Source organism: Streptococcus sp. HMSC078H03 (assembly GCF_001808655.1).
Taxonomy (GTDB): domain Bacteria; phylum Bacillota; class Bacilli; order Lactobacillales; family Streptococcaceae; genus Streptococcus; species Streptococcus salivarius_G.
Genome location: NZ_KV794107.1, coordinates 17467 through 29561, shown reverse-complemented (window position 1 = coordinate 29561; position 12095 = coordinate 17467). Strand labels below are relative to the sequence as shown.

Annotated in this window: 13 protein-coding genes; 4 read left to right on the top strand and 9 right to left on the bottom strand. The window is 41.1% G+C overall.

Annotated features, from left to right (window positions below; all coding sequences use genetic code 11):
• Both lepB and HMPREF2607_RS05350 read left to right on the top strand, forming a co-directional pair.
• The gene (gene lepB / locus HMPREF2607_RS05355) at positions 1 to 642 is read left to right on the top strand and encodes a signal peptidase I (protein ID WP_002884233.1); all 642 of its coding nucleotides are present in this window, start codon (positions 1 to 3) and stop codon (positions 640 to 642) included.
• A 60-nt stretch (positions 643 to 702) separates the two neighbouring features.
• Positions 703 to 3207 carry an SF1B family DNA helicase RecD2 gene (locus tag HMPREF2607_RS05350; RefSeq protein WP_070476243.1) on the top strand — a complete coding sequence of 835 codons (2505 nt, stop codon included), beginning with the start codon at positions 703 to 705 and terminating at the stop codon, positions 3205 to 3207.
• A gap of 51 nt (positions 3208 to 3258) precedes the next feature.
• Here HMPREF2607_RS05350 and HMPREF2607_RS05345 read toward each other — a convergent pair whose 3' ends face one another.
• Genes HMPREF2607_RS05345 through tsaB form a run of 5 tightly spaced genes read right to left on the bottom strand, consistent with a single transcriptional unit; the run spans position 3259 to position 6430 of the window.
• The gene (locus tag HMPREF2607_RS05345; protein WP_014635057.1) at positions 3259 to 3585 is read right to left on the bottom strand and encodes an AzlD domain-containing protein; all 327 of its coding nucleotides are present in this window, start codon (positions 3583 to 3585) and stop codon (positions 3259 to 3261) included.
• Complete coding sequence (locus HMPREF2607_RS05340; RefSeq protein WP_048790108.1) at positions 3572 to 4264, bottom strand: AzlC family ABC transporter permease; 693 nt, start codon at positions 4262 to 4264, stop codon at positions 3572 to 3574. The genes HMPREF2607_RS05345 and HMPREF2607_RS05340 overlap by 14 nt, the downstream gene beginning before the upstream one ends.
• A 51-nt stretch (positions 4265 to 4315) precedes the next feature.
• The gene (tsaD, locus tag HMPREF2607_RS05335; protein WP_014635059.1) at positions 4316 to 5329 is read right to left on the bottom strand and encodes a tRNA (adenosine(37)-N6)-threonylcarbamoyltransferase complex transferase subunit TsaD; all 1014 of its coding nucleotides are present in this window, start codon (positions 5327 to 5329) and stop codon (positions 4316 to 4318) included.
• Positions 5329 to 5784, bottom strand: a complete 456-nt coding sequence (gene rimI / locus HMPREF2607_RS05330; protein ID WP_048790109.1) for a ribosomal protein S18-alanine N-acetyltransferase — start codon at positions 5782 to 5784, stop codon at positions 5329 to 5331. The genes tsaD and rimI overlap by 1 nt, the downstream gene beginning before the upstream one ends.
• Positions 5744 to 6430 carry a tRNA (adenosine(37)-N6)-threonylcarbamoyltransferase complex dimerization subunit type 1 TsaB gene (gene tsaB / locus HMPREF2607_RS05325; protein WP_048790110.1) on the bottom strand — a complete coding sequence of 229 codons (687 nt, stop codon included), beginning with the start codon at positions 6428 to 6430 and terminating at the stop codon, positions 5744 to 5746. Before tsaB ends, rimI begins: the two co-directional genes overlap by 41 nt.
• A gap of 260 nt (positions 6431 to 6690) precedes the next feature.
• On the opposite strand from tsaB, the gene HMPREF2607_RS05320 reads away from it, so the two are divergent.
• Positions 6691 to 6921, top strand: coding sequence for a DNA-dependent RNA polymerase subunit epsilon (locus HMPREF2607_RS05320; protein WP_002884752.1), 231 nt, complete (start codon positions 6691 to 6693; stop codon positions 6919 to 6921).
• Positions 6922 to 6925: 4 nt separating this feature from the next.
• Positions 6926 to 8608, top strand: coding sequence for a ribonuclease J1 (gene rnjA, locus HMPREF2607_RS05315; RefSeq protein WP_002884294.1), 1683 nt, complete (start codon positions 6926 to 6928; stop codon positions 8606 to 8608).
• A 100-nt stretch (positions 8609 to 8708) separates the two neighbouring features.
• Here the strand turns inward: rnjA and HMPREF2607_RS05310 are convergent, their stop codons facing one another.
• The 4 genes from HMPREF2607_RS05310 to HMPREF2607_RS05295 form a co-directional block, all read right to left on the bottom strand.
• Positions 8709 to 9341: a CHAP domain-containing protein gene (locus tag HMPREF2607_RS05310; protein WP_021143598.1), complete on the bottom strand. Its 633-nt coding sequence runs from the start codon at positions 9339 to 9341 to the stop codon at positions 8709 to 8711.
• 186 nt (positions 9342 to 9527) lie between these two features.
• Positions 9528 to 10871, bottom strand: coding sequence for a type I glutamate--ammonia ligase (gene glnA / locus HMPREF2607_RS05305; RefSeq protein WP_070476241.1), 1344 nt, complete (start codon positions 10869 to 10871; stop codon positions 9528 to 9530).
• 48 nt (positions 10872 to 10919) lie between these two features.
• A complete protein-coding gene (locus tag HMPREF2607_RS05300; protein ID WP_008535631.1) occupies positions 10920 to 11294 on the bottom strand; it encodes a MerR family transcriptional regulator in 375 nt (124 codons plus the stop codon).
• Positions 11295 to 11467: 173 nt separating this feature from the next.
• Complete coding sequence (locus HMPREF2607_RS05295; RefSeq protein ID WP_070476239.1) at positions 11468 to 11971, bottom strand: FUSC family protein; 504 nt, start codon at positions 11969 to 11971, stop codon at positions 11468 to 11470.
• Positions 11972 to 12095: the final 124 nt, after the last annotated feature.

Here is a 12095-nt window from a genome sequence, read left to right as displayed (position 1 = left end):
ATGAAAAACAAATGGACCCAATACTTCCTCATTTTACTTCGTGAATGGGGACTCTTTATCCTCTTTATCACATTTTTCCTTTTGACTCGCCTCTTCCTTTGGCTCCCTGTCCAGGTTGACGGCCACTCAATGGATCCTACTCTAGCCAATAATCAACGTGTTATCGTTTTGAAACACACATCCATTGAACGCTTCGATATTGTCGTTGCCAAGGAAGTCGAAGACGGTAAGACAAAACAAATCGTCAAACGTATCATCGGTATGCCAGGTGATACCATTACCTATCAAAATGATAAACTTACTGTCAACGGTAAAGAAGTCAAGGAAGAATACCTCAAAGAATTCCAAGCTGCCTTTGCCAAGGATAAGCTACAAAAAGAATATGCTTACAACGATGACAAGAGCAAGAGTGGCTACTTCCAACAACTAGCTAAGGATGCCAAGGCCTTTACAACCAATGCTGATGGTAACACGACCTTCTCTGTCACTGTTCCTGAAGGTAAATATTTCCTACTTGGAGACAACCGTATTGTTTCCAAAGATAGTCGAGTAGTTGGTTACTTTGACAAGAGTGCTCTTGTAGGGGAAGTTAAATTCCGCTTCTGGCCACTTAATAAAATTGGTACCGTTGAGGACAACTAAAAACACTAAATAAGATAAGGTTGGGGAAACCCAGCCTTATTATGTATCTAGGAAAAACACATGCAAGAATTTTATTTTTCAGGAACTATCGAACGCGTCATTTTCGAAAACACTAGTAATTTTTTTCGTATCTTACTCTTAGAGATTGACGAAACGGACAGTGATTTTGAAGACTACGAAATCATTGTCACAGGAACTATGGGGGATGTCATGGAGGGTGAAGACTATACCTTCTGGGGCCAACTAACCAATCACCCTAAATATGGGGAACAGCTACAAATGACCCGCTACGAGCGTTCAAAACCTTCTGCCAGCGGTCTTATCAAATATTTTGCCAGCGACAATTTCAAAGGAATCGGTAAGAAAACGGCCGAGCGTATTGTCGAAATTTACGGAGAAGACCCTATTGACAAGATTCTCGAGGATCCTAGCGAGTTAGAGCAGATTCCTAACCTTTCAAAGGTAAACCGAGAAGCCTTCGTTGCAAAGTTAAAAATCAACTATGGAACCGAGCAAATCTTGTCCAAACTTTCCAACTATGGACTCACACCAAAAGCTGCCTCACAAATTTTCAACCAATATAAGGAAGAATCGCTCAACCTTATCGAAGAACACCCTTATCTCTTGGTAGAGGAAGTTCAAGGAATCGGATTTAAAATAGCTGACCAACTAGCCGAACGCTTAGGAATTGCTAGTGATGCTCCTGAGCGTTTACGAGCTGCCTTGATTCATTGTCTGCTAGAAGCCAGTATGGAAGAAGGCGACACCTACATCGAAGCCAAAGCTTTGCTCGAACGAACTATCATCCTTTTGGAAAGTGCTCGTCAGATTGAACTTGACCCTGCCTTGGTCGCTAAGGAATTAACCAATCTCATCCAAGAGGATAAAGTGCAAAATATAGAAACTAAAATCTTTGATAATACCCTATATTTTGCGGAACAGGGTATCTATACCCACCTAACTCGTATCATAAAAGACCAACCTGACATCAGTGCAGAGGACAAAATCCAAGCAAGTCTTGAAGAGGTGGAAGAGGAGCTTGGTATTACTTATGATAAGGTTCAAAAAGATGCCATTATCAAAGCCCTACAAAGCAAGGTCTTCATCCTGACAGGTGGTCCCGGGACAGGTAAAACCACCGTTATTAACGGAATCATTAAAACTTATGCCGACCTTCATGGTCTAGATCTCAAGAAGTCTGATTTGCCTATTATTTTAGCGGCACCAACAGGTCGGGCTGCTCGTCGGATGAACGAACTCACCCAACTCCCTAGCGCCACTATCCATAGACATTTGGGACTCAATAGCGAAGACGATTTCAAGACCTTAGAGGACTATCTCGATTGCGACTTGATTATCATCGATGAGTTTTCTATGGTTGATACTTGGTTGGCCAATCAACTCTTTGAAAGTATCTCTGATTCAACCCAAGTCATCATTGTGGGTGACCAAGACCAACTGCCTTCCGTAGGTCCTGGCCAGGTCTTGGCTGACCTTTTGCAGATTGATGACTTGCCTAAGGTTTCTCTGACCAAAATTTTCAGACAATCCGAGGATTCCACCATCGTTACTTTAGCTAGTCAGATGCGCCAAGGCCAACTCCCCGCTGATTTCACAGAGAAAAAGGCTGACCGCTCTTACTTTGAGGCCAATGCCAACCATATTCCACAGATGGTTCCTAAAATTGTCTCTGCCGCTATAAAGAGCGGGATTTCTGCTCAGGATGTTCAGATTCTAGCTCCCATGTACCGAGGACAGGCTGGTATTAACAATCTCAACACCATTATGCAGGACCTACTTAATCCTCAAGAAAAGGCCAATCAGTTTGCCTTTAATGACATTTTCTTCCGTAAGAACGACAAAATTCTCCATCTGGTCAACGATACCGAACTCAATGTCTTCAATGGCGACATCGGCATCATTACTGATCTCATCCCTGGTAAATATACTGAAAGCAAGCAGGACGAAATTTACATGTCCTTCGATGGCAATGAGGTTATCTATCCTCGTAACGAATGGAATAAGATTACTCTGGCCTATGCCATGTCAATCCACAAATCCCAAGGGAGTGAGTTCCCAGTCGTTATCCTTCCCATCACACGCCAAAGTGGACGTATGCTACAACGTAACCTCATCTACACCGCCATCACACGTGCCAAGAGTAAGCTAGTCATGTTAGGAGAAATCGCAGCCTTTGATTATGCCGTTCGCAACGAGGGGGCTAAACGAAATACTTTTCTCATCCAACGTTTTGAACAAACTTATACACAAGCTGTTGATAAGTCTGTCGAAAAGATTGTTAAAAACGAGGCAACAGGCGCCTCCAATCAAACAAAAACGAAAAACAACGGCCCCTCAGAAACCCTTGAAAACAAAGACTTTTCGGAAAATATCAATCCATCCCAAGATCTTGTTAACACTTATTCACAGCCTGTGGATAAGTCTGTTAACAAACCTGTGCAAACAGAAGAAAACTATCGTTTAACTGAAGAAAATTGGGCAACTATAGATCCAATGATTGGTCTCAGTGAAGACGATATTGCTGCCTTTTTTAACAACAACTAAAAAAGACTTGGAAAACGACTCACTAAGAGCAACTCCAAGTCTTTTCATTTGCTAAAATACGAAACGAATCAGGGCCATAGATATTATACCAACGATTACTGCATAGAGCAGATTTTTGCTCTTAAAGGCTACAATTACCGTTGGCACAGTAGCCAGGATTTCCATCCACTTAAACTGTGGCAAGTGACCAATCTTCTCAGTCGTGAGACTAGAGAGAATCAGAGCAAAGAGGATAGAAACTGGTAAATAGTGCAAAAATCGAACAACGATATCTGGAAGCCCCTTGTATTTCACTAAAACAAAGGGAAGCACACGAGGAACCCAGCTGACCACAAACCCAAGTAGAATAGCAATGAGAATAAACTTATTGACGGCCATCACACATCACCCCCACACTACATCCAACCAAAGTAGCCACTAAAACAGCCAAAGATTCCGACAAGATGACACTAAAGCTCAGATAAGCCACAGCAATAGATAGTAAAATCAAGAGTAGCTTACGCACTCCTTCCCCTAACAAGACATCAATCTGACTACTTAACAAACCAATAAACATGGCAATCAAAGCAAAATCCAAACCAAATAGCTCAGGATTAGGAATCATGGAACCAATCAAACAACCAACAACTGATGATACAATCCAAACCAGATAGCTAAAAATATTGTTACCATGCATCCAGTTAGCAGGAATATCTTTATGATGCACATATTCTCCCAACAAGACACCATAACTTTCATCCGTAATCAGACTACCAATTCCCAGCTGATTCCAAAGGCTTGTTTTTGTAAAAATCGTCGTTGCATGTAAACTCATCAACATGTTACGCAAATTAACCAAGAAAACAGTCAAGGTTAACTCACCTAGACCAGCTCCTGCAACTACTAAGGCACACATGGCAAACTGGGCCGAGCCACCATATACTAAGGCACACATGAGGCCAACCTCAAGGGCTGATAGACCCGAAGCTGCTGCTACAACACCAAAGGCTAGACCAATAGCTACATAGCCTAAAGCTGTCGGTACCGCGGCTTTTACACCTAAACGAAAGTCAGACACACTCAATTCCTTTCTAAAGGAACCTCTTACCAAACTAGTAAGAGGTTCTTCTTATTCTTCAAATCCTGCAAAGGCTAGACTTGGTTTTGCATTCAAGTCCAACTCAGCAAAATGTTTTTGATCACATTCAATAGCGGCTGCTAGAGCAATCATGCCAGCATTGTCACCACAAAGACGTAAAGGCGGAATAACCACATCTACATCTGTGATTTCTTCAGCCAAACGTTCACGTAAGCCTTGATTAGCTGCCACACCACCTGCAACAACAAGTGTCTTGACAGGATAACGCTCCAAGGCTTTCTTAGTCTTAGCTAGGAGAATATCCAACACAGCAGCTTGGAAAGAAGCACAAAGGTCTTCTTTAATTAGGACGTCACCCTTTTGCTCTGCATTATGGTGCAAATTAATGAAGGCTGACTTCAAGCCTGAAAATGAAAACTCCAAGTGGTCTTCCTTAATCATAGCACGTGGAAAATCATAAACATCTTTCCCTTTATGAGCTAACTCATCAATTTCACGCCCGGCTGGGTAGGTCAACCCCATCACACGCCCGACCTTGTCATAGGCCTCACCAACTGCATCATCACGTGTCTCACCAACAATCTTGTAATTCCCCGGTTCTGACACATAAACCAACTCTGTGTGTCCCCCAGACACCAAAAGTGCTAAGAGGGGATATTCCAATTCTTGAACCTCACGCGCTGCCATAAGATGCCCAGCCATATGGTTAACTGGAATCAAAGGCAACCCATGTGCCCAAGCGAAGGCCTTAGCCGCTGCCATCCCGACCAAGAGCGCCCCGACCAAACCAGGACCATAGGTTACTGCTACAGCATCTAGTTGTTCAGCAGTAATTCCCGCCTCAGAAAGGGCATCTTTAATGCAAAGAGTCACCACTTCCACATGGTGACGACTAGCCACCTCAGGAACAACACCACCAAAACGTTTATGGCTTTCCACCTGACTGGCAATAATATTACTTAAAAGTTCTTTCTCATTTTTCAAAACGGCAACTGAAGTCTCATCACATGAGCTCTCCACTGCCAAAATATATCTATCTGCCATTAGACTTCCTCTCGCCTCATGATAACTGCATCTTCTTGAGGCTCATGATAATAATTTTTCCGAATTCCTAGACTTTCAAAACCAAATTTTCTATAAAGTGCCTGAGCGACTTGATTTGAAGCCCTCACTTCTAGGAATATAGGTTCACTACGCTCTTCCAAATGCTTCATCAGCTGACTAGCATAACCACGCCCCTGGTAAGCTTTTAAAATGGCGATATTGGTCACCTCAAGCTCACCCACCAAATTTTGAAGGGCTAAAAAACCAACAACTTCTTCCTGATTATAAACATAGAAATACTCCGTAGTATCCAAAGCCAAGTCTGCTACCACTTGTTCTATCGTCCACGGAGATTTGTCATAAACATCCGACAAAATCTGATAAATCAGTTGAGCTTGCTCTTGGCTACTCAATCTAGACACGCTTGATGTAGTTGTCACGGTTAGTCTCCTCATGTGTCTTAAGCCAATTCTCTTCCGCCTCAACCCGCTTCAAGTAATGTGGAACAAAAGCATCCACATCAACAGAAGGCAAGGACAATCCTAAACGACCAATTAACTGGGCTGACGGAAGACTTGACAAGATAGTTGCTTCTGGAAGGCTTTCTTTAATCTGATCCACAAAATTAGCCACTTCACCGACAAATGTCACCTTTTCAAAAGTTTTAGCTTGCTCCAGAACATCTACAAAAGCTGCATGGCAATCTGGGACGAGGGCCTGACCATTTTCATAAAAACCAACGTAAACATTATTACGACGAGCATCCATGATAGGAATCACAACACCGTCAACTGTAAGGTCTGTCAGTGCCTGTAGACTTGAAACTCCCACCAAATCAATGTCGAGGGCATAGGCTAAAGTCTTAGCTGTTGCGACAGCCACACGAAGCCCTGTGTAAGAACCAGGACCCTGTGCAACCACAATACGTTCTAAATCAGACGGTTGCCAGCCTGCCTGAGCAACTAAAAAATCAATGGTTGGCATTAGACTAATACTGTGGTTCTTTTTTACTGTGACAGTTGACTCTGCCACTAGTTTCTCATCTTCTAACAAGGCTACTGATAAAGCTGTGCTAGAAGTATCAAATGCTAATATTTTCATCTTTTTTCCTTGTTTCCTTTTATGCTTTTCTATTATAACACAAGTCACTGTTTCCCAGAAACGAACATTTTCCAACTTTTTCCGCCATTTTCTTTATCTAGCCCTTATCTTATGGTACAATAATAGTAATTGTTAAACGAATCAAGGCTACTAGCTATTACTCATAAAGTGAATATCATAACGTCAAGTAAATCATAGAAAGATTAACTTGACCGGTTTTTTTATAGAATGGCAGAGCCTTTTGGAAAGAAAGGAAAACCATGATTTATAAAGTCTTTTACCAAGAAACTAAAGAGCGTAATCCACGCCGTGAACAGACAAAATCACTCTACCTAGATATCGATGCAGAAACTGAACTTGAGGGACGTATCCAAGCTCGTCAAATCATCGAAAAAAACACTGCCTATAACATCGAATTCATCGAGCTCCTCTCAGAAAAAGCCCTTGAATACGAAAAAGAAACAGGCGTTTTTGAAGTAACGGAGTTCTAAGACCATGGCATCAAAAATCAATCTAAAACCTGAAGAAGTTGGGGTTTATGCGATTGGTGGTTTGGGGGAAATCGGTAAAAATACCTATGGTATTGAATACCAAGATGAGATTATCATCGTCGATGCGGGTATTAAATTCCCCGAGGATGATCTTCTCGGAATCGACTATGTTATCCCGGACTATTCTTACATCGTTGAAAACGTTGATCGTGTAAAGGCACTTGTCATTACCCACGGTCACGAAGACCATATTGGTGGGATCCCCTTCCTTCTTAAACAGGCAAATATCCCAATTTATGCAGGACCACTTGCTCTTGCTCTTATCAAAGGAAAATTGGAAGAACACGGACTACTTCGTGACGCACAACTCTATGAAATTAATGCTAATACAGAGCTTACTTTCAAAAATATGAGCGTGACCTTCTTCCGCACTACTCACTCAATTCCAGAACCTCTCGGTATTGTCATCCATACACCTCAAGGTAAAATTGTGTGTACCGGTGACTTTAAGTTTGACTTCACCCCAGTAGGTGAGCCAGCAGACCTTCACCGTATGGCTGCACTTGGTGAAGAAGGCGTTCTTTGCCTCCTCTCAGACTCAACCAATGCTGAAGTACCAACTTTCACAAATTCCGAGAAGGTCGTTGGTCAATCCATCATGAAAATTATTGAAGGCATCCACGGACGTATTATCTTCGCCTCATTTGCCTCAAACATTTTCCGTCTGCAACAAGCTGCCGAAGCCGCTGTAAAAACTGGACGTAAGATTGTTGTCTTCGGACGTTCTATGGAAAAAGCCATCGTCAATGGGGTTGAACTAGGCTACATCAAAGTTCCAAAAGGAACTATCATTGACCCTAGTGAGATGAAAAACTACCATGCCAGTGAGATTCTTATCATGTGTACCGGTTCTCAAGGAGAGCCTATGGCAGCCCTTGCACGTATCGCTAACGGGATGCACCGCCAAGTGACACTGCAACCTGGTGACACTGTTATCTTCTCATCTAGCCCTATCCCAGGAAATACAACTAGTGTTAACCGCTTGATTAATACTATTCAAGAAGCTGGCGTCGATGTTATCCACGGTAAAATCAACAATATCCATACCTCTGGACACGGTGGTCAACAAGAGCAAAAACTCATGCTTCGTTTGATCAAACCAAAATTCTTTATGCCTGTTCACGGTGAATACCGCATGCAGAAAGTCCACGCAGGCCTTGCTGTTGATTGTGGTGTTCCAAAAGATAATATCTTTATCATGGAAAATGGTGATGTCTTAGCCCTAACAAAAGACTCTGCGCGTCGTGCAGGTCACTTCAATGCTCAAGATATCTATGTTGATGGTAATGGTATTGGGGATATCGGAGCTGCCGTTCTTCGTGACCGTCGTGATCTCTCTGAAGATGGTGTCGTACTTGCCGTAGCAACTGTCGACTTCAAGTCTAAGATGATTCTAGCTGGCCCAGACATCCTCAGTCGTGGCTTCATCTACATGCGTGAATCTGGCGATCTTATCCGCGAAAGCCAACGCATTCTATTCAATGCTATTCGTATCGCTCTTAAGAATAAGGATGCTAGCATCCAATCCGTTAACGGAGCTATCGTCAATGCTTTACGTCCATTCTTGTATGAAAAAACAGAACGTGAACCAATCATTATTCCAATGATTCTCACACCTGATAAATAAAAAAATGGTAGCTATCTAGCTACCATTTTTTAAGTTTAAATCCAGTCTGAGCACAACTCTTCCAGCAAGAAAAAAAGCGCTATAAGCGCTTTTTTTCATTTTATGCACCTGGATAAATGTAAGATACTGAACCTGGTGTAGTTGAGTTTTGTGGGTCAAACCAACCACGATAGTTATTGATTTGTTGCTGGTTGTTATAGTTTGACTCCAAGATCTGAATTTGACCATCTTGACCAACTTCTGTTACATAACCAACGTGACCATAGCCACCATCAGTCCAACATACAATTGATCCTGTCACAGGTGTTGAACCTACAGCATAACCTTGGCTAGCAGCGCTTCCTGCCCAATCGCCACCATTACCCCACCAGTTACTTGCCCATGGAGCAACTTCCTTAACACCCCATGTACATTGACCAACTGGATAACGATTCCAAGTAGCATCTGAATCAGTAGCTGCTACCTCTGAAGAAGAAGCTTCTGTTGTTTCCTCAACTGCTGTCGTAGCACCTGAAACTTCCAAGCTTCCACCAGGAACAATTGTTGACCAAATAGTCATGCCATTTTCAGCTGCCAATTGATAAGGATCTACCCCATACTGACTAGCAATTCCGAAGAATGAATCTCCATTTTGAACTGTATAAGTATCAGCATTAACTGTTTGTGCGACTGTAAGACCGAGCAATAATGCACTTGAGGCTGCTGCCAAAGCGGCTTTTTTTGTAGTTTTCATATTTCCCCCTGAATAAGATTAATATAAAATTAGTTTAACACTCTCATATTTTAATGCGATTAAGGGGGAATAAAGAAATATGACAAAAGAAAACAGCTCAGTTAAAACTACGTAATTTGTCCAAGAACTTAATAAATTAAAAAGAAAAAGAAAACCAGGTATAACCTGATTTTCAAATTTAATTTCTTAATAAATGTCCAAGTAGTTATCAATTTCCCATTGTGAAACAAAGGTAGCATAACTTGCCCATTCCATACGTTTCGCATCAAGGAAGTTTGTATAGATATGATTACCCAAAGCTTGACGAACCACTTCATCTGTTTCCAATGCTTTAAGAGCGTTACGAAGTGTTGATGGCAAATCAATAATACCAGCCTCTTTACGTTCTTCAGGAGACATTGAGTAAATGTTTGTTTCAACTGGATCTGGAGCATCAATCTTGTTGATAATACCATCAAGACCTGCTTCCAAAAGTACAGCAACTGCCAAGTATGGGTTTGCCATTGGGTCTACTGAACGCAATTCCAAACGTGTACCCATACCACGAGACGCAGGAACTCGAATCAATGGTGAACGGTTGCTACCTGCCCATGCAATATATACAGGAGCTTCGTATCCAGGAACCAAACGTTTGTAAGAGTTAACTGTTGGGTTAATAATTGCAGTATAGTTGTATGCATGTTTCATCAAACCACCAAGGAAGTAGTAAGCATCTTGAGACAATTGCATACCATGTGGATCCTCTGGATCAAAGAATGCATTTCCTTCTTCAGTGAAGAGAGACATGTTACAGTGCATACCGCTACCAGCAATACCATATTTAGGTTTCGCCATAAATGTCGCATAAAGACCATGTTTACGAGCGATTGTCTTAACAACCAATTTGAAAATTTGGATATTATCACAAGCCTTCAAAACATCTGTATACTTGAAGTCGATTTCATGTTGACCAACAGCCACTTCGTGGTGAGATGCTTCAACATCGAATCCCATTTCTGTCAACACATTAACGATTTCACGACGTGTGTTATCTGCAAGGTCAGTTGGTGCAAGGTCAAAATAACCACCTTTATCGTTAACTTCAAGTGTAGGATTACCTTGTTCATCTAATTTGAAAAGGAAGAATTCTGGTTCTGGTCCAAGGTTAAATGATTTATAACCAACTTCTTCCATATGACGCAAAGCCTTTTTCAAGTTACCACGAGGGTCACCAGCAAATGGTTCACCCGCAGAGGTATAGATATCACAAATAAGACCAGCTACTGCACCATTTTCATTACCCCAAGGGAAAACTGTCCACGTATCAAGATCTGGGTAAAGATACATATCAGATTCGTTGATACGAACAAATCCCTCGATTGATGAACCATCAAACATAGCTTTATTTGAAAGTACCTTATCCAACTGTTCATCTGTCGCAGGAATTTCAACGTTCTTCATAACACCAAGAATATCAGAGAACATTAAACGCAAGAAAGTAACATTCTTCTCTTTGACTTCGCGACGAATATCAGCTGCTGTGATTGCCATAATAGGGGTCTCCTTTATAAAAACCAAAAATAAAAGTTCAAAGCGTAATTAGATACGCAAGTTACCAAATTGTTGTGACGGGGTCGTAAAACGGCCTTGCTGAAGGAGTTCATCATGCAAGATACGTCGAACGTCCGCATCTGTTAAAGCCACTTGTTTTTGTTGGGCACGAACTTCACGTTCTTCGTACTCATGCTTAATCGCTGCAATATTGTAACCATCATCCAAAAAATCTTTGATTTCCAATAAACGATCCATATCATTTAATGAGTACATCCGACGATTTCCAGCTGTACGTTCAGGTTGAATTAAACCTTGATCTTCATAGTAACGAATTTGACGAGCGGTTAAATCCGTCAACTTCATAACTGTTCCAATCGGAAAAACAGCTAGAGAACGCCTTAATTCTTTCTCTCTTGCCATGATCATCCTCCTTTCCTAACAATTATATTCTGAATATTTCTACATGTCAACAGTTTATGTCACTTTTTCTTACACAATAAGCAATTACCGAACATTACATTGTATATTCGCTCTAATTTAAGGATTTTATCGAAAAATTATAAAAAATAGAGTCCAATAGAACCCTATCATTCTTATTTTAAATGTTTAAGTAGCCAATCATAATCATAATTGACAAGGATTGCTATAAAGACTCCACAGAAAGTTTCAAAGACTCTAGCAATAACATAAGTAAAAGTATTATCAGGCGGAATAGACAAGGTAATAATCAAAAGTGCAGCCACCCCTCCAATAACACCAGAAGAATTATTAAAAGACACATTAATGACAATCGTTAACATTGTCAAAATTGGAACCAATAGCAAGGTCACCCAAACTGAATGATGAAACCACATATTCACAAAGTAAAATAATAGCGACAAAAGACCTCCAACCGTATTCGCAAAAATACGTGATTTACCAAACTGAATACTTCTATCAAAGTTTTCTCGAAGACTAAAGACTGCTGTCAAACAACCAATCTGAAGCCCTTCCCAACCTAAAGCAGAAAAAAGACCTAAAACAAGAAAGACAGCAAGCCCCGTCTTAAGTGTACGCATACCAAATTTAAATTTTTTCGGTTCAAATTTCAATCCCATTTTACTATTTTAACATGATTATAAAGCTTTTGGCTACTTATACAGTATATTACTGCAAAGTTCAAACAAATAATCGTCAATTTTTAGAGAGAAACTTACTTTCCAATAATAGTTTTAGCCTCTA